Origin of the sequence: Pseudomonas sp. B21-031 (genome assembly GCF_024748985.1) — a bacterium.
Taxonomy (GTDB): Bacteria; Pseudomonadota; Gammaproteobacteria; order Pseudomonadales; family Pseudomonadaceae; genus Aquipseudomonas; species Aquipseudomonas kermanshahensis.
Genome location: NZ_CP087181.1, coordinates 1538082 through 1559180 on the forward strand (window position 1 = coordinate 1538082; position 21099 = coordinate 1559180).

24 protein-coding genes and 1 tRNA gene are annotated in these 21099 nt (G+C 62.4%); 11 read left to right on the top strand and 14 right to left on the bottom strand.

All coding sequences use genetic code 11. The annotated features are described in order from the left end of the window. Positions 1 to 41 precede the first annotated feature (41 nt). Both LOY53_RS06940 and LOY53_RS06945 read right to left on the bottom strand, forming a co-directional pair. On the bottom strand, positions 42 to 314 hold the full coding sequence (locus LOY53_RS06940) for a DUF3509 domain-containing protein (protein ID WP_027596016.1): 273 nt from the start codon (positions 312 to 314) through the stop codon (positions 42 to 44). Position 315: 1 nt separating this feature from the next. Further along, complete coding sequence (locus LOY53_RS06945) at positions 316 to 582, bottom strand: hypothetical protein (RefSeq protein ID WP_252827063.1); 267 nt, start codon at positions 580 to 582, stop codon at positions 316 to 318. Between LOY53_RS06945 and LOY53_RS06950 the strand changes: the two genes are divergently transcribed. Both LOY53_RS06950 and LOY53_RS06955 read left to right on the top strand, forming a co-directional pair. Beyond that, positions 581 to 1108, top strand: coding sequence for an ankyrin repeat domain-containing protein (locus LOY53_RS06950; RefSeq protein ID WP_252827064.1), 528 nt, complete (start codon positions 581 to 583; stop codon positions 1106 to 1108). The two genes, LOY53_RS06945 and LOY53_RS06950, sit on opposite strands and share 2 nt — an antisense overlap. A gap of 59 nt (positions 1109 to 1167) precedes the next feature. Further along, positions 1168 to 1698, top strand: a complete 531-nt coding sequence (locus LOY53_RS06955) for a hypothetical protein (protein WP_027596018.1) — start codon at positions 1168 to 1170, stop codon at positions 1696 to 1698. A 76-nt stretch (positions 1699 to 1774) separates the two neighbouring features. Here LOY53_RS06955 and LOY53_RS06960 read toward each other — a convergent pair whose 3' ends face one another. Then, positions 1775 to 2713: a ZIP family metal transporter gene (locus tag LOY53_RS06960; RefSeq protein ID WP_252827065.1), complete on the bottom strand. Its 939-nt coding sequence runs from the start codon at positions 2711 to 2713 to the stop codon at positions 1775 to 1777. Between the two features lie 126 nt (positions 2714 to 2839). Between LOY53_RS06960 and LOY53_RS06965 the strand changes: the two genes are divergently transcribed. From LOY53_RS06965 to LOY53_RS06980, 4 genes are all read left to right on the top strand, one after another. After that, complete coding sequence (locus LOY53_RS06965; RefSeq protein ID WP_027596020.1) at positions 2840 to 3031, top strand: PLDc N-terminal domain-containing protein; 192 nt, start codon at positions 2840 to 2842, stop codon at positions 3029 to 3031. A gap of 135 nt (positions 3032 to 3166) precedes the next feature. After that, complete coding sequence (locus LOY53_RS06970; protein WP_252827067.1) at positions 3167 to 5239, top strand: LTA synthase family protein; 2073 nt, start codon at positions 3167 to 3169, stop codon at positions 5237 to 5239. A 384-nt stretch (positions 5240 to 5623) separates the two neighbouring features. Beyond that, positions 5624 to 5860 carry a hypothetical protein gene (locus LOY53_RS06975; RefSeq protein ID WP_099428586.1) on the top strand — a complete coding sequence of 79 codons (237 nt, stop codon included), beginning with the start codon at positions 5624 to 5626 and terminating at the stop codon, positions 5858 to 5860. Between the two features lie 183 nt (positions 5861 to 6043). Further along, a complete protein-coding gene (locus tag LOY53_RS06980) occupies positions 6044 to 6376 on the top strand; it encodes a ribonuclease E inhibitor RraB (protein WP_252827069.1) in 333 nt (110 codons plus the stop codon). Between the two features lie 92 nt (positions 6377 to 6468). On the opposite strand, the gene LOY53_RS06985 is transcribed toward LOY53_RS06980, so the two are convergent. Then, positions 6469 to 7269 carry a cytochrome c gene (locus LOY53_RS06985; RefSeq protein ID WP_258703777.1) on the bottom strand — a complete coding sequence of 267 codons (801 nt, stop codon included), beginning with the start codon at positions 7267 to 7269 and terminating at the stop codon, positions 6469 to 6471. A gap of 528 nt (positions 7270 to 7797) precedes the next feature. Here LOY53_RS06985 and LOY53_RS06990 point away from each other — a divergent pair. After that, positions 7798 to 8529 carry an amidotransferase gene (locus LOY53_RS06990; RefSeq protein ID WP_252827071.1) on the top strand — a complete coding sequence of 244 codons (732 nt, stop codon included), beginning with the start codon at positions 7798 to 7800 and terminating at the stop codon, positions 8527 to 8529. An 89-nt stretch (positions 8530 to 8618) separates the two neighbouring features. Here the strand turns inward: LOY53_RS06990 and LOY53_RS06995 are convergent, their stop codons facing one another. The 3 genes from LOY53_RS06995 to LOY53_RS07005 form a co-directional block, all read right to left on the bottom strand. Beyond that, the gene (locus tag LOY53_RS06995) at positions 8619 to 9590 is read right to left on the bottom strand and encodes a magnesium and cobalt transport protein CorA (protein ID WP_027596026.1); all 972 of its coding nucleotides are present in this window, start codon (positions 9588 to 9590) and stop codon (positions 8619 to 8621) included. Between the two features lie 62 nt (positions 9591 to 9652). After that, the gene (locus LOY53_RS07000) at positions 9653 to 10372 is read right to left on the bottom strand and encodes a 1-acyl-sn-glycerol-3-phosphate acyltransferase (RefSeq protein ID WP_258703778.1); all 720 of its coding nucleotides are present in this window, start codon (positions 10370 to 10372) and stop codon (positions 9653 to 9655) included. 88 nt (positions 10373 to 10460) lie between these two features. Further along, positions 10461 to 11150, bottom strand: coding sequence for a crotonase/enoyl-CoA hydratase family protein (locus LOY53_RS07005; RefSeq protein ID WP_258703779.1), 690 nt, complete (start codon positions 11148 to 11150; stop codon positions 10461 to 10463). A gap of 199 nt (positions 11151 to 11349) precedes the next feature. On the opposite strand from LOY53_RS07005, the gene LOY53_RS07010 reads away from it, so the two are divergent. Beyond that, a tRNA-Ser gene (locus LOY53_RS07010) sits at positions 11350 to 11439 on the top strand. Between the two features lie 282 nt (positions 11440 to 11721). On the opposite strand, the gene LOY53_RS07015 is transcribed toward LOY53_RS07010, so the two are convergent. From LOY53_RS07015 to LOY53_RS07030, 4 genes are all read right to left on the bottom strand, one after another. Continuing rightward, positions 11722 to 13854 carry a TonB-dependent siderophore receptor gene (locus LOY53_RS07015; protein ID WP_252827074.1) on the bottom strand — a complete coding sequence of 711 codons (2133 nt, stop codon included), beginning with the start codon at positions 13852 to 13854 and terminating at the stop codon, positions 11722 to 11724. 136 nt (positions 13855 to 13990) lie between these two features. Beyond that, positions 13991 to 14371, bottom strand: coding sequence for a hypothetical protein (locus LOY53_RS07020; RefSeq protein WP_027596030.1), 381 nt, complete (start codon positions 14369 to 14371; stop codon positions 13991 to 13993). 63 nt (positions 14372 to 14434) lie between these two features. Then, positions 14435 to 15646, bottom strand: coding sequence for an MFS transporter (locus tag LOY53_RS07025; protein ID WP_099453274.1), 1212 nt, complete (start codon positions 15644 to 15646; stop codon positions 14435 to 14437). Between the two features lie 263 nt (positions 15647 to 15909). After that, positions 15910 to 16659 carry a 3-oxoacyl-ACP reductase family protein gene (locus tag LOY53_RS07030; protein WP_099453275.1) on the bottom strand — a complete coding sequence of 250 codons (750 nt, stop codon included), beginning with the start codon at positions 16657 to 16659 and terminating at the stop codon, positions 15910 to 15912. Positions 16660 to 16777: 118 nt separating this feature from the next. On the opposite strand from LOY53_RS07030, the gene LOY53_RS07035 reads away from it, so the two are divergent. Continuing rightward, complete coding sequence (locus tag LOY53_RS07035; RefSeq protein WP_258703780.1) at positions 16778 to 17716, top strand: LysR family transcriptional regulator; 939 nt, start codon at positions 16778 to 16780, stop codon at positions 17714 to 17716. Between the two features lie 79 nt (positions 17717 to 17795). Here the strand turns inward: LOY53_RS07035 and LOY53_RS07040 are convergent, their stop codons facing one another. Together LOY53_RS07040 and LOY53_RS07045 are read right to left on the bottom strand one after the other, a co-directional pair. After that, the gene (locus tag LOY53_RS07040; protein WP_252827076.1) at positions 17796 to 18266 is read right to left on the bottom strand and encodes a GreA/GreB family elongation factor; all 471 of its coding nucleotides are present in this window, start codon (positions 18264 to 18266) and stop codon (positions 17796 to 17798) included. 2 nt (positions 18267 to 18268) lie between these two features. Continuing rightward, entirely contained in the window at positions 18269 to 18655 is a 387-nt protein-coding gene (locus LOY53_RS07045; RefSeq protein WP_258703781.1) for a hypothetical protein, read from the bottom strand. A gap of 131 nt (positions 18656 to 18786) precedes the next feature. Here LOY53_RS07045 and earP point away from each other — a divergent pair, with 131 nt between their 5' ends. Both earP and efp read left to right on the top strand, forming a co-directional pair. Then, positions 18787 to 19920 (top strand): elongation factor P maturation arginine rhamnosyltransferase EarP, encoded by a 1134-nt coding sequence (gene earP / locus LOY53_RS07050; protein WP_258703782.1) that lies wholly within the window; start codon positions 18787 to 18789, stop codon positions 19918 to 19920. 48 nt (positions 19921 to 19968) lie between these two features. Next, positions 19969 to 20538, top strand: coding sequence for an elongation factor P (gene efp, locus LOY53_RS07055; RefSeq protein ID WP_099428595.1), 570 nt, complete (start codon positions 19969 to 19971; stop codon positions 20536 to 20538). Positions 20539 to 20596: 58 nt separating this feature from the next. Here the strand turns inward: efp and LOY53_RS07060 are convergent, their stop codons facing one another. Continuing rightward, entirely contained in the window at positions 20597 to 21025 is a 429-nt protein-coding gene (locus tag LOY53_RS07060; protein WP_027596038.1) for an organic hydroperoxide resistance protein, read from the bottom strand. Between the last annotated feature and the right edge of the window lie 74 nt (positions 21026 to 21099).

Here is a 21099-nt window from a genome sequence, read left to right on the forward strand (position 1 = left end):
GCGGCGGTCCGACTTGCCCGCGAAAAGGCCGGTGCTGGCAATCAACGATAGGTCGGCAGGGCAAACCGCTGCTGGCTCTGCAGCATCGAAATCACCGGCAGCTCGCTGGCCTGTTCAGCCAGGTCGCGGCGGATGGCGCTGATTGCCCAGGACAGCTGCTCGGCGCTGTGCAGCTGGCCGTAGGTCAACACGCGGCGGGTAACCTTGCCATCAGCGGCGCGCAGGGTGAGCAAGACACCACCATCGGGGCGGGGCTGGGTTGCGACCTGGTAGGCCGAAAACACCGAGACGAACTTTTCCTGGATGAGGTCCATATCAACTCCTGACTGTTGTGTGGCAGACGTGAGTTGATGGTTGCAGTGACCGTGCCAGAAACTGATTAAGTAAAAAATCCTTTAAATTCAATTGTTTGCGATGATGTTGAGAGGATCTTTTCGTGCAACCTGCAAGGTCGTGCATTTTGCACAGTGCAATTTGCACGGCCTGCCGGCCACCTATCGGCCCGATAGAATCTGAACCTTTGACCGCATGGCCTTGCCTGACAAAGACTTGGGCAACCATTTTTGCCAGGAGGTTCAACATGTCCACCGTCCAACCCTCGCCTGCCGCCATGACCGATGACGAAACCGCCGCCTTCGCCGAGCAGGTGTTCGAACGCGCCCGCCAAGGTGACGCCCCGATGCTCGAGCGGTTGCTTGCCAGTGGCCTGCCTGCCAACCTGCGCAACCACAAGGGCGACACCTTGTTGATGCTGGCCTGCTACCACGGCCACCATGACGCGGTGCGCGTGCTGCTGGAGCACGGCGCCGACCCATTGATGGCCAATGACAATGGCCAACTGCCAATCGCTGGCGCCGCGTTCAAAGGGGACCTGGCGATGATCCAACTGTTGTTGGAGAACGGCGTACCGGTCGATGCCGCCGCGCAGGACGGTCGCACCGCGCTGATGCTGGCGGCGATGTTCAACCGCAGCGAGATCCTCGACTACCTGCTGGCCCAAGGTGCCGACCCGGCACACCAGGATGCCCGCGGCGCCACTGCGCTGATGGCCGCGCAAACCATGGGCGCGGCAGACGCCGTGGCGCGCCTACAGGTGCTGGCCGGCTAACTGTCCGGGGGCGTTTGCGGCTATCCTTGGTGACTTTTCACCGGTCGCAGGCCCCCTTCATGAAAAACCAATTGCTCGAACTCATCACCCTCATCGGCGCCGGTTGCATGCGCGATGAAGACATCGAGCGCATCGCCGACGAGGCCGCCCAGGCCTACGCCGACCCCGTCGCCTTCCTGGCGGCCAACCCGGACATCAACTACGACGACACCTTCCCCATCCCGCTGGGGGAGTGGATCGTGCTGGGCAGTCTGCCGGACACCGTGCTGTTCCAGGCTGACAGCTATCAGGACCTGTTCCAGAACATCGCCGACTCGTTCGACAAGAGCGTGCCGTTCACCCTCAAACCCAAGCAGCTGGCGCGCACCGAACCACTGACCGCGCTCAATCGCATCCAGGTGCAGATGGGGGCGTTGAACAAGGAAGCGGGGGGGTATGTGCTGCTGAACTTCAGCCAGTTGCTGGATGATGAATTGCAGATGGTGATGGTCGGCCAACATGACCTGGCACGGGTGCTGGAACTGGGGGCTGAGGTGGGGATCAAGACCGAACCGGCTTTGGAGGCTTTGAAGGTCGCGGTTCACGTCTGATTTGTCGGTTGCCTGTACCGGCCGCTTCGCGGGGCAAGTTGGACCGCGAAGAGGCCGCTACAGGCAGTCGAAGAGCTCAGCCCAGCGCCGTATCCAGAAACATCATCACCCCAAACCCACCCATCAACCCCAGGGTCGCCGCCGTCTGGTGGCCATTGCGATGGGTCTCGGGAATCACCTCGTGGGACACCACAAAAATCATCGCCCCCGCCGCCAGGCCCATGCTTATCGGGTAGGCCAAGGCAAAACCGGTGGAAATCCCCAGGCCGATCACCGCACCCAGCGGCTCCATCAGCCCTGAGCCCACCGCCACCAACGCCGCCTTCATGTTCGACAGCCCCGTGGCGCGTAACGCCAAGGCCACGGCCAAGCCTTCAGGGATGTCCTGGATGGCGATCGCGCTGGTCAGCGGCAGGCCGATATTCATGTCGCCATTGGCGAAACTCACGCCAATCGCCATGCCTTCGGGCAGGTTGTGCAGGGTAATCGCCAACACGAACAGCCACACCCGGTTGATGCGCTCTGCCTCCGGGCCGCAAGGGCCGGTGCTTTCGTGCTCGTGTGGGGTGAAGCGGTCCAGGCCCAGCATCAGCAGCACCCCAAGGCCCATGCCCAGCACCACGGTAAACGCCGCCGCCGGGCCGTTGCCGGTGATCTCGCGGGCGGCATCCAGGCCCGGCAGAATCAACGAGAACGAACTGGCCGCCAGCATCATGCCGGCGGCAAAGCCGAGCATCACATCCTGGGTGCGCGCACTCACATCACGCAGCACCACCGCCAGTACCGCGCCCAGGGCGGTAGCGCCAAAGCCGGACAACCCGCCCAACAGCGCCAGGTGCAGGTTGTCGGAGTGGTCACCGTTGACCGCGTTCCACAGGCTTGCTGCCAGCAGCACGATCACCGCCAGCAGGCTCAACCCCAGGCCGGCGCTAAGCCAGGGGGTAGTCAGCACCTGTTGCCGCCAGGCGCTCAGCAGCGAGGGTGGGGTGGCGGTTTCGGAATGGGCTGGGGGCATGCGAACCTCGAATCAATGAATACAGGCAGTCTAAGCAAGGACCTGCACGATCGGCCAAGGATTCCCTTCTATCGACGTGATAGCTGGCTATGCTGTGCTGCAACGTCTTTGCAAGGGAGTAGCGGCATGGGGTCTACATTCAATAGCCTGGTTGGCCTGATCATTCTGGCCCTGGATATCTGGGCGATCCTCAATGTGATCAAAAGTGGCAGCGAAGTGGGCATCAAGGTGCTGTGGATTCTGCTGATCGCGCTGCTGCCGGTGATAGGGCTGGTGATCTGGGCAATTGCTGGGCCCAGGGGCAATGTGCGGATCTGATAGCGGACATAAGCAGAAATGCGGCCGTGACAAAATTTTCACATTGGTTTAAACAGAATCCGCACCCGCACAATGCTGCGTTGGTATTAACCTTCGCCATCTCCGCAAACCCGCAATCCTAGGACTTTCCCATTCATGGCTAACACGGATGCCTTGAAACAGGGCGCGCGAGCGTCGTTCGCGCCGACCCTGAAATCCCACCTGGCCTACACGCTGCTCAGCGGCCTGGTCATCATGCTGATGCTCAGCCTCGTGCGCCTGGCGCTGTTGGTCTACAACAGCGACATGATCGGCGATACGCCCTATGCGACTGTCGCTGAAGGCTTCCTGAACGGGTTGCGCTTTGACCTGCGGGTGGTGGTGTACATCAGCATTCCGCTGCTGTTGGCCATTCTCAGCCCTTGGGCCATGGCCCGGCGTGGCGTGTTCCGGCTGTGGCTGACCCTCGCCTCCAGCGTGGTGATGTTCCTCGGCCTGATGGAGATGGACTTCTACCGCGAGTTCCACCAGCGCCTCAACGGCTTGGTGTTCCAGTACATCAAAGAAGACCCCAAGACCGTCATGAGCATGCTCTGGTACGGCTTCCCGGTGGTCCGTTACCTGTTGGCCTGGGTCATTGGCACCTGGCTGCTGAGCCTGCTGTTCAAGGGCGTCGACCGCATGACCCGCGGCGGTCAGCCGACCGGCGCCACCCCGCAGCGCAGCGTAGCGCCGTGGTACAACCGCCTGGCGGTGTTCATGGTGATCCTGCTGGTGGCCGTGGTCGCCGCCCGTGGCACCCTGCGCCAGGGCCCGCCGATGCGCTGGGGTGATGCCTTCACCACTGACTCCAACTTCGTCAACCAACTGGGCCTGAACGGCACCCTGACGTTGATCGATGCTGCCAAGAGCCGCTTCGGCGAAGACCGCGCCAACATCTGGAAGCCGGTGCTGGACCAGCCGCTGGCCACGCAGACCGTGCGTGAGCAACTGCTGACCGCCCACGACACCCTGGTCGACGCCGACGAAGCGGCAATCCGCCGTGACTTCGTGCCACCGGCCGACCGTACCCTGCCGATCAAGAACGTCGTGGTGATCCTCATGGAGAGCTTCGCCGGCCACTCGGTGGGCGCCCTGGGCAGCCCTAACAACATCACCCCGTACTTCGACAAACTGGCCAAGGAAGGGTTGCTGTTCGACCGCTTCTTCTCCAACGGCACCCATACCCACCAGGGCATGTTCGCCACCATGGCCTGCTTCCCCAACCTGCCAGGCTTCGAATACCTGATGCAGACCCCCGAAGGCGGCCACAAACTGTCGGGCCTGCCGGCACTGCTCAGCGCCCGCGATTACGACGATGTGTACGTCTACAACGGTGACTTCGCCTGGGACAACCAGTCCGGTTTCTTCGGCAACCAGGGCATGACCACGTTCATTGGCCGCAACGACTTCGTCAACCCGGTGTTCTCCGACCCGACCTGGGGTGTGTCCGACCAGGACATGTTCGACCGTGGCGCTGAGGAGCTGGCCAAGCACGACGGCAAGAAGCCGATCTATGCGCTGCTGCAGACCTTGTCCAACCACACGCCGTACGCGTTGCCCAAGGACCTGCCAGTGGCGCCTGTGACCGGCCAGGGCCGCCTGGACGAGCACCTGACGGCCATGCGTTATTCCGACTGGGCGTTGGGCCAGTTCTTCGAGAAGGCGCGCAAAGAGCCGTACTTCAAGGAGACCCTGTTCGTCATCGTCGGCGACCACGGCTTCGGCAACCACCAGCAGGTCACCGAACTGGACCTGGGCCGCTTCAACGTACCGCTGCTGCTGATTGCCCCGGGCATCCAGGAGAAGTTCGGTGCGGTCGACCACACCGTCGGTACCCAGGTCGACATCGTGCCGACCATCATGGGCCGTCTGGGTGGCCAGACCCGTCATCAGTGCTGGGGCCGCGACCTGCTCAACCTGCCTGAGGGCGACCAGGGCGTGGGCATGATCAAGCCGTCGGGCAGCGAGCAGATCGTGGGTTTGGTGCAGGGTGACCGCATCCTCATCGAGTCCAAGGACATGAGCCCGCGCATGTACCGCTACCAGCTGGGCAGCGAGTTCAAGGCCGAGCTGATCGAAAGCCCAGACCAGCCGGAAATGCTGAAAAAGCTTGAAGCGTACATCCAGACGGCGACCAAGAGCCTCTTGGACAACACCGCTGGCGTCGTGCACGGCACGCCGAAGTAACCCCCAGCAGGCGCGCCCGTTGTCCCGGCAGGCGCGCCTATTGTCCCCGGCAGGCGCGTCCGCTGTCCCCTGCACGCGCGCCTGTCATCGCCGGCTGCCGCGTCTATCATCGCCGGCTGCCGCGTCTATCATCGTCGGCTGCCGCGTCCGTTGTAGGAGCAGCCTTGTGCTGCGAAGAGGCCAGTGCAAGCAATGTAGATCTTTGGTGTTTACACTGGCCTCTTCGCAGCACAAGGCTGCTCCTACACGAATCAAGGGCCACTGCAAAACCCTGCCAATTCAAGGGCCACCGCAAGGCCCAGCCAACTGAACAAATCGCCCCGCCCAAGGTCAAGCTATACAGGCGCCACACACCCGGCGTTCTTCAGATCGAGGGCTCGTTCCATGAAAGAGTGGGAAGTCATCTTTGCCGACCAGAAAGGCGAACCGACGTCATTGCGGCTGCGGGCTGAACATTGCCCCAGCGAAGAAGACGCGGCCCGTGCCATTCGCTCGCACTTGTTTCCGGTCATGGATGAATTGGACCTCAACGACTTCCAGGACCGTGCACCATCCCCCACGGCGCGCTGGCTCAAAGAGCAAAATGGCGTAACCATCACCCGTATCCAGGAAGCGTCCTGAAGCTTGCGTTGACGTGGTGCCCACGCAGGCACTACGCTGCACCCAGGTGCCGGCCTATTCTGCGGGTCGGCACCCACAACATTCGCGTCTTGCATCAGCTCTATCCAACTCGATCTGCCCGGCACCGCCGGCAGGTACGTAGTGCCCGGAAAGTCTATCCATTGCATTGCAGGAGGACGATTCATGAGCAGCCAGAACGACGATATCAGCAGCAATGTCCTGCGCCAGATGAAAGCTGGCGGTTTTGACTTCACCCGCATCCACCCCATCGAGTTCTACGCAGTATTCCCTGATGAAGCCGGCGCGCGACGGGCAGCCGGGCAATTTCGTGGCGAGTCCCTCAACGCCCAGGTACGCGAACGCAAAGACGGCGCCTGGCACCTTGAACTGAGCAAGGTCATGTATGCCACTTATGGAGGGATTGGCGACTTCGAAGAAAGGTTCGAGCAACTCGTTTCACCGTACGGTGGCGAGGTCGAAGGATGGGGCGTCAAGCAAGAGCGACTGTGCGCCTGACCCAGACTCACCCACTGCCGCTCCACAGGCTTATGCACCTCCCTGTAGGAGCGGCCTTGTGCCGCGAAGGGCCGCCAAGCGGCCCCAACCTCTCAGCGCTTACGCCCCGCCATATGCCCCAGATAAGCCAGTAGCGCATCCAGCTCCTGCTCGCTGAGCACCGCCTCTGTAAACCCCGGCATCTTCGCCTGCGGCCACGTTCGAAGGCTTTGCGGGTCACGGATCAGCTTGCGCAAAAATGCCGGCTGGAAGTACTCGGTAGGGTTATGCGGCAGGTTCAAGTCCGGCCCAAACTGGGCATCACCCGCGCCATTGAGGCGGTGGCAGGCCAGGCAGTTCTGCTGAAACAACGCAAACCCCTGGCGCACCGGGTCATTGGCAGAAAGCTTCGGGTCTGGCAGCAGTGCCGGGAAACGTTGCTCCACCGAGGCCAGGCGGCGGATGCTGGCGATCTGGAACGGCCACTGCTCAGGGCGGATGCCGCTGGCCTGCGGTGCCGTCCAGACCAGGTAGAACGGCCCAGCGCTCGGCTTGCCTTTGCCCAACTCGGGCCACGGTTTGGCCGGGTCTTCTATCGCCAGCCAGGCACGCGCCGGCCCTTGCTGCAACAGCGGCGCGGCAGGCATTTCGGCAGCAAAACCATCCAGCGCCACGGCTTGCAGGTGGTCGTCCGCACCCACACCCTGCAGCAGCACAGCCAAGGGGACGGCGCGATACTGCATGGGGCGCTTATAGGAAACGTCCTGCTCGATGCTGATGTCGCGCGCCTGCGGGTGGGCTAGCAGCTCGGCGCTGCTCCACTGGCGCGACGTGTCGCCCAGCTCAAGGTGCAGCTGCGCCGCCGACAGTGGCAGGCTCAAAAGCAGGGCGAGTAGGGCAAGGCAGTGGCGCATGGGGAGTCTCCGACCTTCAAGGCCGGCAGGTTACATGCGCGCTGCCTGTTTACGCCACAGCCACCGTCAGCCGAACAAACGTGTCAGGTTCGGCAGTATCAGCAGTAGAGTCGTGGCGAAGAGAATGAGCCCTGCTTGGCGTATTTTCGATTGTCTGAACATGGCGGACCGCCTTCTTGTTGTTATTCCTGAATACCCGTTGGCTTCCCTGTCGCGTTTCGGGTCGATCGCAGTGGCGTAAAGTGACGCCTGTTCTGCTTGCCTCTTGAAAGTCGATATACAACCAACAGTAGGGTGTGCGTCATCCATGTTTGAGAACCCTTTGTTCTAATTGTAAGGTTGGTTAATTTCATTGGGTTATGAGGCCAATGGCCAGCGGGCTGGCATGCTCTCGCTAGACAGTGGCGTTACTGCAAACGACACGCCGGCAAAATATGACCGTTCGTCAGTGCGGCCTACTTGCTTGTACGTGCCTTTCGCGGCAGTCTCTACAGCAGATTCCCACCCATGTCGTTCAGGACTATTTCTATGTCGTTACGCATCTGCATCCTGGAAACCGATGTCCTGCGACCGGAGTTGACGGCGCAGTACCACGGCTATGGCAGGATGTTCGAGCAGCTGTTCTCGCGTCAGCCGATCGCCGCCGAGTTTCGCGTGTACAACGTGATGAACGGCGACTATCCCGCCGACGAAGAAGTGTTCGATGCCTACCTTGTGACGGGCAGCAAGGCCGATTCGTTCGGTTCCGATCCCTGGATCCAGACGCTCAAGGCTTATTTGTTGAAGCTCTACGCACGGGGCGAGAAGCTGCTGGGCGTGTGTTTTGGCCATCAGCTGCTGGCTTTGACCCTGGGTGGCAAGGCCGAGCGCGCCGAGAAGGGCTGGGGTGTGGGCATCCACCGTTATTCACTGGCGGCGCATGCGCCCTGGATGGACCCGGAGGTTTCCGAGCTGACCTTGCTGATCAGCCACCAGGACCAGGTCACCGAGCTGCCGGAAGGCGCTACCGTAATTGCCTCCAGCGACTTCTGCCCGAATGCCGCCTACCACATTCGTGACCAGGTGCTGTGCTTCCAGGGGCACCCGGAGTTCGTGCATGACTACTCCCGCGCGTTGCTGGATGCGCGGCAGACGTCATTGGGGGATGAGGTGTACCACAAGGCCATTGCCAGCCTGGCCACCGAGCACCAGGGTGACCTGGTAGGCGAGTGGATGTTGCGGTTCATTGGGCAGTCGGTGAGTAAAGACAGCGTGGCGTGATGGCCGGGGCCGCACAGCGGCCCCAACATCAGCGCTGTACCTGTAGGAGCTGGCTTGCCTGCGATGGGCCGCACAGCGGCCCCAACTTCTCAAAGCCAGCCCGACTTCTTGAAGCTGGCATACAACCCCGCACACCCCAACCCAATCACCCCTAACACACCAAAATACCCGTACTGCCACGCCAGCTCCGGCATGTTCTGAAAGTTCATCCCATAAATCCCGGCAATCGCCGTGGGGAAGGCCAGAATCGCCGCCCAGGCCGCAAACTTGCGTTGCACGATGCTCTGGCGCGATGACTCCAGCAACATGCCGATCTCGATGGTCTGGCTGGCGATATCGCGAATGCCGACCAGGTCTTCCATCTGCCGTGTGACATGAATCTGCACATCGCGAAAATACGGTCGCATGTTCTTGTCGATGAACGGAAAGCTCAAGCGCTGCAGTTCTTCGCTCACCTCCAGCATCGGCGCCACGTACCGGCGCAGGCGCAAGATGTCGCGCCGCAGGCTGTGCAGGCGGCGGATGTCATCCTCTTGCAGCGAACCGCCCAGCACGCTCTGCTCCAACTCTTCGATTTCGCCATGAATCGCTTCGCTGACCGGCTGGTAGTTCTCGGTCACGAAGTCGAGCAGCGCGTACAGCACGAAATCTTCGCCATGCTCCAGCAGCAGCGGCCGTGCCTCGCAGCGTTGGCGCACCAGGGCGTAGGATTTCGAATGGCCGTTGCGGCAGGTAATGATGTAGCCATTGCCAGCAAAGATATGGGTTTCGATGAACTCCAGCTTGCCTTCATGACGCACCGGCGAATAGGTGACGATGAACAGCGCATCACCGAAGGTTTCAAGCTTGGGCCGGCTGTGCTTTTCCAGCGCGTCTTCAATGGCCAGCTCGTGCAGGTTGAACTGCCGCTGCAGGTTGGCCAGCTCCTCGGCGTTGGGCTCTTCGAGGCCGATCCAGACGAAGTGGCCGGGCTTGCGCGCCCATTCGCTGCCTTCGTCGATGCTGATGTTAGTGACCTTTCTGCCGGCGCTGTACACCGCCGACGCCACGACTCGACCCATGGTTGTCCACTTATTCGATTGAACACCCTTACAGCTTGGGCTGTAAGGGCCCAGAGGGCAACCTAGCGGCGTGCGAGTTCATCTTCCATGCGGTCGATGCACTGCTGCATCTGGCTGCGGCACTGTTCGACCAGGGCGGGGATGTCGCGCTGGCTCAAGCCCGCCGTGGCAATCGGTGGCAGCGAGCGCACGATCACCGTCCGTTGCCGCCAGCTGTTCAGGTTCAAACGCCGGGCATAGCGGCTGACGCACACCGGCACGATTGGTACACCGGCTTCGATGGCCATGTGAAAGGCACCTTTCTTGAACGCCAACAGGTGCTCTGCCGGGTTGCGGGTGCCTTCGGGGAAAATCCAGATCGATGTATCGTCCTGCAGCACCCGCGTGGTCTTTTGCAGCGCCTTACGCGCCTGGTAGGCATTCTTGCGGTCGATCAGCACGTTGCCGCCCAGCCAGAACAGCTGGCCGAACAACGGGATCCAGCCCAGGCTTTTCTTACCAATGGCTACGGTGCGCGGCGGCACTGCCTGGCCAATGAGGAACAGGTCGAAATTGGACTGATGGTTGGCGATGATGACGCAACCGGGCGGGTGATCGAACAATGGGCCGACTTCGGCCTTGACCTTGACGCGCATCAGCCAGGCGGCCGGCACGCTATAAAGCCGGGCAAATACCCGGCTGTTGTCGGGGTTGAAGGGGCGGCACAGGCCGATAACCAGGCCTACAGCGCCAACCAGCAGAAAATGCAGGGCCAGCAGGAGCATGCGCAACGAATAAAGCATGGGATGACTCACACCAGATAGTCGCATTCCAGTGTACGACTGTGCACTCAAAGAGGCAAACCTGGGGTGAGTCTGTCGATCTGCAGGGTTAGCCCATGTGGCTCTGATCCAGCTCGATAGCCTTGTCCAGAGCCTCCAGCAGGCCCTTGCGTACCTTCAGCTTGGTGTTTTTGTGCGCCAGCATGTTCAGCTTCTTCAGTTCACGGGCCGCAGCCTGGGCCGCCTCGTGCAGTTGCTCGGCCGGCACCACCTTGTCGAGGAAGCCGGCGTCCAGTGCGCCTTGCGGGTCGAAGATTTCGGCGTTGATCACCGAGCGGTGGAAGGCCGAGCGGCGCAGGCGGTCGCGGGCCAGTTCGATGCCGGCATGGTGCATGGTCATGCCGATTTGTACTTCGTTCAGGCAGACCTTGTAGGGCCCGTCGACACCAATGCGGTAGTCGGCCGACAGCAGCAGGAAGGCACCTTTGGCCACGGCATTACCGGGGCAGGCGACGATCACCGGGAACGGGTGCGACAGCAGGCGGCGGGCGAGGGTGGAGCCGGCGGTAACCAGGCCTATCGCCTCCTTGGGGCCACTGGTCATGACCTTGAGGTCGTAGCCGCCAGACAGAATGCCCGGCTGCCCGGTGATGATCACCACGGCACGTTCCTGTTCGGCGCGGTCGAGGGCGGCGTTGAAGGCGGTGATGACATCCGGCGAGATGGCGTTGACCTTGCCGTTGTTCAGGGTCAGGGTGGCGATGCCGTCTTCGGCGTGGTAGGTAATCAGCTCGCTCATGGCAGAGTCCTTTTGTTGGCGTGGCGACGACGTTACCCAGCGCCGTGGGCCAGGTAAAGCAGCAAGGCTGACTGGCCGGTCAGCGTTTACCGGGCCTCAAATGCAAATGCATGAAAAATTTGAAAAAAATGCTTGCCAAAGGAAAGGCCTTCCACTAAATTAGCGCGCCTCGACAGGCTGAAAGGCTTGAAGAGAAAACGGTGAAGTGTCCGAGTGGTCGAAGGAGCACGCCTGGAAAGTGTGTATACGAGAAATCGTATCAAGGGTTCAAATCCCTTCTTCACCGCCACATTCTACAAAAAGCCCCCGCGCTGAAAAGCTCGGGGGCTTTTTGTTTTCGCAGTGCTTATGGGGCTGCTGTGCAGCTCATCGCCGGCAAGCCAGCTCCCACCCGAACTGTCTAGCCTTAAAGGCTAGCGCCGCACCTGTGGGAGCTGGCTTGCCAGCGATGAGGCCAGAACAAGCACCACAAGACAGTTGCTCCCACAAGAACTTTGCAGACTCCAAGGTTGGCGCCACGCCTGTGGGAGCCGGCTTGCCGGCGATGGGCCGCACAGCGGCCCCGGGTTCATCAGAAACTCACAGACGCCGACAACCGTGCCGTCCGCGGCGCACCCTGGAACAGGTAGTTGTCCCCCAGGTAATCCCCCACATCGCGCCAGTAGCGTTTGTCGAACACGTTATCCACGGTCAACCGCAGCACCGTGTCATACCCCCCAATGCGGGTGCGGTAGCGGCTGCCGAGGTCGAACACGGTATAACCGCCCACCTCGACATTACCCGCCTGGCTGGCATATTTGCTGGCGCTGTAGCGCGCACCGCCCAGCAGCGCCAGGCCTGGTACCGGCAGGCTGTATTCGGCCTGCAGCGCCGCACGCAGTTTGGGCACATTGATTGCCTGATGCCCTTCGTAGTCCTCTGTACCGCTGTTTTTTACCCGTGCACGAATGGCTGCGGCACTCGCCTGCACTTGCAGGTTCGAGGTCACCCAGCCACTGGCGCCCAGCTCCAGGCCGGTGTTTTTCTGTTGGCCTTGCTGGACATAAGTGAAGGTGCCTTGGCCATCCGGGCGTGCGTATTGATACGCCTGGCGGATCTGGAACAGTGCGGCACTGAAGCTGATGCCTTGCCAGTCACGCTTGATGCCCAACTCCAGCTGGCGTGACAGGGTGGGGGCGAGGATTTCGTATTTGTTAAGAGTGAACCAAGGTGCGGTACCGCCAGCCGACAGGCCTTTGGCGTAGCTGGCGTACAGCGTGGTGTCTGGGCGTGGCTTGTAGATGAGCGCAGCATTGGGCAGCAACTGGTACTGGCGAGTGTGGCGCCCGGCAACACCGGTCTCGTCCCAGGTCTGCTCGTCCAAGCGCACTTCGCGAGCGCCGATCACGGTTTGCCACTGCTCGTTGAAGCTGATGCGATCACTCACGAACACGCCGTACTGGCGGCTGTCGAGGCGACGCTCGCTGGCGCCGATCGGCTTGTCAGACGGGTCGAGTGCTGGCGCACCGGTGTAGATATTGCCGGTACCCAGCCACTCGTTGTAATAGGGGCGTTGGTCCACCGTGCGGCGTTGCGCGCTGCTGCCGATTGTCAGGTCGTGCCCTACGCCCAGCGCATCGAAGCGGCCGTTGAGCGTGGCCTGTGCCTCGTCGGTGCGGCGGGTGTCATCCGGGCTGCGGTAGTCATAGATGTCATAGTCGCCATTGCTGCCGAAAAAAGCCCCCTCGCTCGAGCCCCAGGCAAACGCACTGTAATCGTCGATCACCACCTTGCTACGCGACGCACTCAACGTGCCGGTCCAGGCCTCGTTGAAGCGGTACTCGAAACGCCCGCCCAGGTTCAGCGAATCGTTCTGCACCGGCTTGGCCCACTGCTGGTAGGCCAGGCGATCATGCGGGTCGATACCGTGTGGCACCTCGGTGCCGCCGAGCAACTGGTAACCAGGCACTGAGCGCTGTTCGCGGTGCTGGTACTCGGCATCCAGCTGCAGCGTGGCATCCGGGTTGATCTGCCAGTCGAAGGCCAGCGAGGCGAAGTCGCGCTTGCCGTCGGCATGGTCGACATAGCTGCGGATGTCTTCATGGGCCAGGTTAGTGCGCAGGCCGAACTGCCGCTCGCTGCCGAACCAGCCGCCCAGGTCGGTGGCCAGGTAACGTTCGCCTTGTTCGTTGGTCGATACCGTCACGCTGCGCACGTCTTCGGCGCGCTTGGTCACGTAATTGATCAGGCCGCCGGGCTCCGAAACGCCGCTTTGCAGCCCGGACAAGCCTTTGAGCAATTCCACTTGCTGTTTGTTTTCCAGGGCCACGTTCTGCTCGCCGGCGATAGTCTGGCCATTGATCCGGTAGCTGCTGGCGGCATTCAGCTCGAAGCCGCGCACGTTGAAGTTTTCGTAATAGCCGATGGGCGCATAGCTTTCCCCCACCGAGGCATCGCTTTGCAGCACTTCGCTGAGCTTGCGCACCTGGCGGTCCTCCAGCAATTGCTGGCTGAACACGCTGACCGAGGCTGGGGTGTCGAGCAGCGGCGCGGGCTGGAAGCCACCCACCGAGGCTTCGCGCACCTGGTAGCCGTCGTTGCCATAGCTGTCGGAGACCCGCAGCGGGTCTAGCACGATGCTGTCTTCGGCAAGCAAATGAGGGCAATGCAGGGCCAGGCCCAGGCTGAGCAAGCTCAGGGGCAGGCGGGGGCGAAGCGGGGGCATGCGGAGGCTCCTGGGTACGCGACACCGGTGCCGGCCTCTTCGCGGGGCACGCCCGCGAAGAGGCCGGTACAGGCCATGAAAAAGGCGGCATCTTAACAGCCGCCTTCAACAATGGACGAGCAGGCCCGCGCGATATTCAGTCGTTGCTGGCCGGGCGCTTGTGCTGGCGCCAGCTGTCGTCGATCTTCGACCAGGTCTTGCCATCGGTCACGGCCAGCAGTTTGCGCCCGTCTTTGAAGGTGGCGAGGAAGGTGGCTTCTTCTTCCTTACCACCGAGCCAGAGCCCGGCCAGCAGGCCCACCGGCCCGGCCACCAGGGCCCCAGCTACACCCCAGCCAAGGGCGGTACCCAGGCTGCGGCTGGACTCCAAGCTGGACAGCTTGAGGTCACTGATGCGTGCGAGTGAGATCCGCTCGCCAGGCGAGGGGCTGCGCGGGGTCTTGAGTGTGAGCGATCCGTTGCGATACTCGCCTTCACCTTGCAAGAAATCGCCGGATCGAACCGTGAGTCTTGTCATAAAGTCGTCCTTCAGGGAGGGGGCATTGTCCAGCGCCTACTTGAGCCCTCCCGAGGCAGGCAGTCAACGCTCAGGCGACGGAGGGTAGTGCGTTGCAATGTCGCGGCTGATGCGCTTGCGCTCGGCCAGCGCCCAGGCCAGCAGCGCCAGCGTACCGATCACCAAGCCGGCCACGACAATGCCCATCCAGCCCTGACGCTGGAACAACTGCGTCCCCAGCAAAGACCCCAGCGCACCGCCGATGAAGTAGCAGGTGATATAGCCTGCATTCAGCCGTGTGCGCGCTTCTGGCCGCAGCGCGATCACCGCGTTTTGGTTGCTCACGTGTACCAGCTGCACAGCCAGGTCGAGCATCAATACCCCCAGCAGCAACGCCAGCAGCGAGTACTCGGCAAAGCCCAGCGGCACCCACGACAGCAGCAGTACGATCAGCCCCACCGTGGTGCCCAACGCCCCCTTGCCTCGGTCGGCCAGGCGCCCGGCCCAGTTGGCCGACAGCGCCCCCGCCGCGCCGGCCAGGCCGAACAGGCCGATCACCGCGTCCGAGTAGTGGTAGGGCTCTTGCGCCAGCAGGAAGGCCAGCGGTGTCCAGAACAGCGCGAACAGGCTGAACGCCAGCAAGCCCAGCAGCGAGCGCAAGCGCAGCACGGGCTCTTCGATGAACAGACGGAACACCGAGCCGATCAAGGCCGGGTACTTCAAGCCGGCATGGCTGTGGTGCTGCGGCAAGCTGCGGTACAGGGCCAGGGCGGTGATGGCCATCAGTACCGCGGCCAGCACATAGATGCTGCGCCAGCCACCCAGCTCGGCCATGAAGCCGGCCGCCGTACGCGCCAGCAGAATGCCCAGCAACAGGCCGCTCATCAGTGTGCCCACTGCGCGCCCGCGCTGGTGCGGCTCACTCAGGTTCGCCGCCATCGGCACCAGGATCTGCGCCACCACCGAGAACAGGCCGGTCAGTGCGGTGCCGAGCAGCAACCACGGCAGGCTCGGTGCGCAGGCGCTGATGACCAGGCCGAGGGTCGAAATGGCGGTCATTACCGTGATCAGGCGGCGCTGCTCGAACAGGTCGCCCAGGGGCGCCAGCAGCAACAGGCCGGCGCCATAGCTGAGCTGGGCGGCGATGACGATGCTGCCGGCGCCGGCGGTGCTCAGGCCGAACTGCAGGGCGATGCTGTGCAGCAACGGTTGCGCGTAGTAGTTGCTGGCCACGGCCAGGCCGGTGGCAGTGGCCATCAGCAAGATCAGGGCGCGACTGAGGGTCGGGGCGTTCATGGGGATCTCGGGGGGCAGGGGGCTGTATTCTAGGGGCGTTGAGGGTTTGACGGGGGAGTTTTAGGCGCCGCTCGCGCGGCGCTTCGCAGCACAAGGCTGCTCCTACAGGAGGCGGGCACCACAAAGGTCGCGCGCCCATGTCACAGGAATAACTGGCCCGAAACGGATGTAGGAGCAGCCTTGTGCTGCGAAGCGCCGCGCGGGCGGCGCTCGATCTCCCAGGCGCTAAAAAACCAAGGCAGACACGAGGAACCGCGCCCGCCTCAAGCCGCAAACCCACCATCCGCCGTCAAACTGGCCCCAGTGATGTACCCCGCCTCTGGCCCCGCCAGGTAGGCCACGAAGCTGGCAATCTCATCCGCCTGCCCATAGCGCCCGATGGCCATCAGCGGTATCAGGCTGTCGGCAAACTCCCCACTGGCCGGGTTCATGTCGGTGTCCACCGGGCCGGGCTGCACGTTGTTGACGGTGATGCCCTGGGGGCCGAGGTCGCGTGCCATGCCGCGGGTCAGGCCAACCAGCGCCGACTTGCTCATGGCGTAGGGGGCGCCACCGGCAAAGGGCATGCGCTCGGCGTTGGTGCTGCCGATGTTGATGATGCGCCCGCCCTGGCCCATGTAGCGCACGGCCGCTTGGCTGGCGACGAACACGCTGCGCACATTCACCGCCAGCATGCGGTCGAAGTCCCCCAAGTCGAACTCGGCGATCGGCGCCACCGTCAGCACGCCGGCGTTGTTCACCAGAATGTCCAGCCCACCAAAGGCCTTCGCGGTGTCATCCACTGCCAATTGCACGGCTGCGGCGTCGGCGCTGTCAGCGCGCAGGGCAAGGGCTTGGCCGCCGTTGCCGATGATTTCCTGGGCCAGCTGTTCTGCCGGGCCGGCGGAGCTGACGTAGGTGAAGGCAACCCGTGCACCGTCGCGGGCCAGGCGGCGCACGATGGCCGCACCAATGCCGCGGGAGCCGCCCTGGACCAGGGCTACCTTACCGTCGAGTGGAAGTTGTTTGGACATGCTGATCTCCTGCTGGGAAGCAAGGCCGAATGCCTTGGATGGGCGCAGTATCGGTGGCTAATTACCTGCTGATAAGATGGCAATCACTATTGGCAGAGTAAACCTTTGGTTGTTAATCATGGCCGTGGAGTCTTTTAACGCCCTCGAATGCTTTATCCGCAGCGCCGAGGTCGGCAGCTTCGCCGAGGCCGCTCGCCGCCTGAGCCTGACCCCCGCCGCAGTGGGCAAGCATGTGGCTCAGCTGGAAGCCCGGTTGGGCGTGCGACTGTTCCAGCGTAGTACCCGCAAGCTGACCTTGACCGAAGCAGGCCAGCGTTTTCTGGGTGAAGTGAGTGACAGTTTTCGTACCATCCAGTACGCCGTGGCCAACCTGGCCAGTGCCGAAGGCCAGCCGGCCGGGCTGCTGCGGGTCAGCATGGGCACGGTGTTCGGGCGGTTGTACGTGTTACCCCTGTTGGGAGAATTCTTGCGCCGCTACCCGGCGATTACCCCGGACTGGCATTTCGATAATCGCCAGGTCGACCTGATCGGCCAAGGCTTCGATGCTGCCATTGGTGGCGGTTTTGATTTGCCGCCGGGGGTGGTGGCGCGCAAGCTGACCCCGGCGCACCGGGTGCTGGTGGCAGCGCCTGCCTACCTGGACCAACAGGCGCCGATCGTGGACCCGCAGGCGCTGCAGCGCCACGCTGGCATTCTGATTCGCTCACCGCAGACCGGCCGGGTGCGCTCCTGGCCGCTGACCAGTCGCTGGCAGGAGCAGCAGCCGTTGGTGCTGCGCCAAGCAATGACCATGAGTGATTCGGATGCGGCCTGCGCGGTGGCGCAGCAGGGGTTGGGGGTTGCCTTGGTCAGTCTGCCGTTTGCCGTGCCTTACCTGCAGGCCGGGCGGCTGCGGCGGGTGTTGCCGGATTGGTATGTGGACGATGGGCATATCAGCGTGTATTACGCCCAGCATAAACTGTTACCCGGGAAGACGCGGGCGTTTATCGATTTTGTCGTGGAGCAGTTTGCGCAGCAGGGGTTGGCGGGGCAGTTCGATGCGCTGCAGGGCCTTTAGATTGATGCTGCCTGATCCGGCCTCTTCGCGGGTAAACCCGCTCCCACAGGGATGGCGCAATACCCGCGAAGAGGCCCGTTCAGGCAACATCAACAATGAAGAACACCTGCGCGCCCAAGCTCACCTCGTCATCCACCCGCTTGCCCACCAGCTGCTGCCCCAGCGGCGAGCGCGGTGTGATCACGGTCACCAGCTCATCCCCTTCACCCACTTTCAACCCCGCCGCCTCAGGCCCGAGGAACAGCCTACGTTGCTGGCCAACCTCGTCCTCCAGGGTCACCAGGTTGCTCACCTGCACGCCACGCGCAGGGTCGTAGTCACGCAACAGCAGTTGCTGGTAAATCTGCAACGCCTGGCGAATCTCGGCAGTACGCCGTGCCTGGCCGGTGGCCAGGTACGAAGCTTCAAGGCCCAAGGTGTCATACTTGTTTTCGGCGATGTTCTCTTCCGCGGTGGCGGCTTCGTACGCGGTCTGGGCGGCGCGGCTCAGCACGTCTACGTCATGTTCGAGGGTCGCGACGATGCGCGTGAGTAGCAGGGGCTTGTCCATCTTCAGTAACAGAACTCCAGCACATGGGCCTGGCTTTTTTCGGTGGGGGCGGTGCGGTTCTGTTGCAGCCAGAACTGGCACTTGGGGCTGTTGAGGTTGCGAGGGTTGCCTTGGGCAGCCTCGGCGGCCTGTTGCAGTTGCTGCTGGTGCAGCATGTCCTTGTAGCGCTCGAACATTTCGCCCTGGGCATCTACCGGTGGTGGCGCGGCGGGTTGGCTGCGGGCAGGGGCCACGGCCTGGGCGACCGGCTGCACCTGCTCTGGCCACAGCTGCAACGTCAACCACAGGCTCATGGCGATGGCCACGGCGCCCAGCCACAGGCCAAAGGCCACGCAGAGGATCAGTTGCAACGGCTTGAGGGTGATTTTCAGTTCGCGGTGGCGGGGCATGGCAGCCTCCTGGCAGGGCAGTTCGAGGTGCATTGTCGCACGCTGTCGGCGAATTTTACCCGTGGGTGCTTTTGTCCACGGCAATTAATCCGCAGAATTCGCGGTTTTCGGCACCATGAGGGGGAGGGCACATGAAGGCCACCTGGGACATCTTTTGCACCGTCGTCGACAATTATGGCGACATCGGCGTCACCTGGCGCCTGGCGCGGCAACTGGTGGACGAGCACGATCTGGCGGTGCGCCTGTGGGTGGACGACCTGAACGCCTTCGTGCCGATGTGCCCCGGCGCCGATGCCACGGCGCTGCAACAATGGCAGCACGGTGTCGATGTGCGCCAGTGGCCTGCCGAGTGGCTGCCGGTGGAGCCTGCCGAGGTGGTGATCGGCGCGTTCGCCTGCCAGCTGCCGGCGCACTATGTCGAGGCTATGCGTGCCCGGCCCAAGCCGCCGCTGTGGCTGAACCTCGACTACCTCAGCGCCGAGGACTGGGTTGAGGGTTGCCACGGTTTGCCGTCGCCCCAGCCCAACGGCTTGCGCAAAGTGTTCTTCTTCCCAGGCTTTACCGAAAAAACCGGTGGCCTGTTGCGTGAGGGCGATTTGCTGGCGCGGCGCGAAGCCTTCGCGCAGTCTGCCGAAGCCCGGCAGGCGTTCTTGCAGCGCCTGGGTGTACACCCCGAGGCGCAAGCGAGGCTGATCTCGCTGTTCGCCTATGAGAACACCCAGCTGGGCAACTGGCTGGATGCGTTGGCAGCAGATACGCAGCCGACCCACCTGCTGGTACCGCAAGGGCGCATCCTGGCTGACGTTGCCCATTGGCTGGGCGAGCCGGGGCTGGCGGTGGGCGATGTGCGCCTGCGCGGGTCGCTGACGGTGCAAATTTTGCCGTTCGTCAGCCAGGACGATTATGATCGCCTGCTGTGGGCCTGCGACTTCAATGCCGTGCGCGGCGAAGACTCGTTCGTGCGTGCGCAGTGGGCCGGGCGGCCGATGCTGTGGCACATCTACGTGCAGGAAGAGAACGCCCACTGGGAAAAACTCGAAGCGTTCCTTGAGCATTATCGACAAGGCCTGTCAGACGATGCCGCTGACGCACTGGTTGCGTTGTGGCGTGCCTGGAACATGGACAACGACGTCGGCCAGGCGTGGCAAGCGGCCCAGCGGCACTGGCCAGAACTGCAGCAGCATGCCCGAGATTGGGCGGCCCGGCAGGCCACTCGGCCGGACCTTGCCATGACGCTGGTACAGTTTTACCGAAATTGGCTATGATATGCGGCCTCGATTTTTATAAATCCATCCAGATTCGGATACTTCGTAATGAAAACTGGTAAAGAACTGAAACCCGGTACCGTACTGCGGATCGACAACGACCCGTGGCTGGTTCAAAAAGCTGAGTTCACCAAATCGGGCCGTAACAGCGCGATCATGAAAACCAAGCTGAAGAACCTGCTGACCGGCTACAAGACCGAAACCGTCTACGGTGCGGACGACAAGCTGGACGACGTGATCCTGGATCGCAAAGAAGCGACCCTGTCGTTCATCAGCGGTGACTCGTACACCTTCATGGACACCACCGACTACACCATGTACGAACTGAACGCCGAAGACATCGACGCCGTTCTGCCGTACATCGAAGAAGGCATGGAAGACATCTGCGAAGCCGTCTTCTTCGAAGGCCGCCTGGTATCGGTTGAACTGCCGACCACCATCAGCCGTAAAGTTGTCTACACCGAGAACGCTGCTCGTGGTGACACCTCTGGCAAAGTGATGAAGCCTGCCAAGCTGGCGAACGGTACCGAGATCTCGGTTGCCGACTTCATCCAGATCGACGAGTGGATCGACATCGACACTCGCGACAACAGCTTCAAGGGCCGTTCCAAGAAGTAATTCTTCTTGTGATGCGCACAAAAAACCCGGCCTCGGCCGGGTTTTTTTATGCCTGCATTCAGACCGTCACGTGCAGCCTTACATCGACATTGCCGCGGGTAGCGTTGGAGTAAGGGCAGACTTTGTGCGCTTTCTCCACCAGCCCTTCGGCATCGGCCTGGGCCAGGCCCGGCAGGTTGATGTGCAGGTCGATGTCCAGGCCGAAACCACCCGGGATCTGGCCAATGCCGACGTTTGCAGTGATCGAGGCGTCGGCCGGCAGGGCTTTTTTCTCTTGCCCGGCGACAAATTTCAGCGCGCCGATGAAGCAGGCCGAGTAGCCGGCCGCGAACATCTGTTCAGGGTTGGTGCCGTCACCGCCCGCGCCGCCCAGTTCTTTGGGGGTGCTCAGCTTGACTTCCAGCTTGCCGTCGCTGGAGCGGGATTTACCGTCGCGCCCGCCAGTGGAGGTGGCTTCTGCGATGTACAGCGGAGTGACCTTTTGCATCTTGAGCCTCGCTAATGTGCTGTGCGCAACCGGGTGGCGGTGGCGCTGGGTAGGTGTGGGATTTAAATTAGCGC

Excerpts from the sequence above, each read along its gene's own strand:
- LOY53_RS06940 (WP_027596016.1), bottom strand. The coding sequence starts at position 314 with ATGGACCTCATCCAGGAAAAGTTCGTCTCGGTGTTTTCGGCCTACCAG.
- LOY53_RS06950 (WP_252827064.1), top strand. The coding sequence starts at position 581 with ATGTCCACCGTCCAACCCTCGCCTGCCGCCATGACCGATGACGAAACC.
- LOY53_RS06945 (WP_252827063.1), bottom strand. The coding sequence starts at position 582 with ATGTTGAACCTCCTGGCAAAAATGGTTGCCCAAGTCTTTGTCAGGCAA.
- LOY53_RS06955 (WP_027596018.1), top strand. The coding sequence starts at position 1,168 with ATGAAAAACCAATTGCTCGAACTCATCACCCTCATCGGCGCCGGTTGC.
- LOY53_RS06960 (WP_252827065.1), bottom strand. The coding sequence starts at position 2,713 with ATGCCCCCAGCCCATTCCGAAACCGCCACCCCACCCTCGCTGCTGAGC.
- LOY53_RS06965 (WP_027596020.1), top strand. The coding sequence starts at position 2,840 with ATGGGGTCTACATTCAATAGCCTGGTTGGCCTGATCATTCTGGCCCTG.
- LOY53_RS06970 (WP_252827067.1), top strand. The coding sequence starts at position 3,167 with ATGGCTAACACGGATGCCTTGAAACAGGGCGCGCGAGCGTCGTTCGCG.
- LOY53_RS06975 (WP_099428586.1), top strand. The coding sequence starts at position 5,624 with ATGAAAGAGTGGGAAGTCATCTTTGCCGACCAGAAAGGCGAACCGACG.
- LOY53_RS06980 (WP_252827069.1), top strand. The coding sequence starts at position 6,044 with ATGAGCAGCCAGAACGACGATATCAGCAGCAATGTCCTGCGCCAGATG.
- LOY53_RS06985 (WP_258703777.1), bottom strand. The coding sequence starts at position 7,269 with ATGCGCCACTGCCTTGCCCTACTCGCCCTGCTTTTGAGCCTGCCACTG.
- LOY53_RS06990 (WP_252827071.1), top strand. The coding sequence starts at position 7,798 with ATGTCGTTACGCATCTGCATCCTGGAAACCGATGTCCTGCGACCGGAG.
- LOY53_RS06995 (WP_027596026.1), bottom strand. The coding sequence starts at position 9,590 with ATGGGTCGAGTCGTGGCGTCGGCGGTGTACAGCGCCGGCAGAAAGGTC.
- LOY53_RS07000 (WP_258703778.1), bottom strand. The coding sequence starts at position 10,372 with ATGCTTTATTCGTTGCGCATGCTCCTGCTGGCCCTGCATTTTCTGCTG.
- LOY53_RS07005 (WP_258703779.1), bottom strand. The coding sequence starts at position 11,150 with ATGAGCGAGCTGATTACCTACCACGCCGAAGACGGCATCGCCACCCTG.
- LOY53_RS07015 (WP_252827074.1), bottom strand. The coding sequence starts at position 13,854 with ATGCCCCCGCTTCGCCCCCGCCTGCCCCTGAGCTTGCTCAGCCTGGGC.
- LOY53_RS07020 (WP_027596030.1), bottom strand. The coding sequence starts at position 14,371 with ATGACAAGACTCACGGTTCGATCCGGCGATTTCTTGCAAGGTGAAGGC.
- LOY53_RS07025 (WP_099453274.1), bottom strand. The coding sequence starts at position 15,646 with ATGAACGCCCCGACCCTCAGTCGCGCCCTGATCTTGCTGATGGCCACT.
- LOY53_RS07030 (WP_099453275.1), bottom strand. The coding sequence starts at position 16,659 with ATGTCCAAACAACTTCCACTCGACGGTAAGGTAGCCCTGGTCCAGGGC.
- LOY53_RS07035 (WP_258703780.1), top strand. The coding sequence starts at position 16,778 with ATGGCCGTGGAGTCTTTTAACGCCCTCGAATGCTTTATCCGCAGCGCC.
- LOY53_RS07040 (WP_252827076.1), bottom strand. The coding sequence starts at position 18,266 with ATGGACAAGCCCCTGCTACTCACGCGCATCGTCGCGACCCTCGAACAT.
- LOY53_RS07045 (WP_258703781.1), bottom strand. The coding sequence starts at position 18,655 with ATGCCCCGCCACCGCGAACTGAAAATCACCCTCAAGCCGTTGCAACTG.
- earP (WP_258703782.1), top strand. The coding sequence starts at position 18,787 with ATGAAGGCCACCTGGGACATCTTTTGCACCGTCGTCGACAATTATGGC.
- efp (WP_099428595.1), top strand. The coding sequence starts at position 19,969 with ATGAAAACTGGTAAAGAACTGAAACCCGGTACCGTACTGCGGATCGAC.
- LOY53_RS07060 (WP_027596038.1), bottom strand. The coding sequence starts at position 21,025 with ATGCAAAAGGTCACTCCGCTGTACATCGCAGAAGCCACCTCCACTGGC.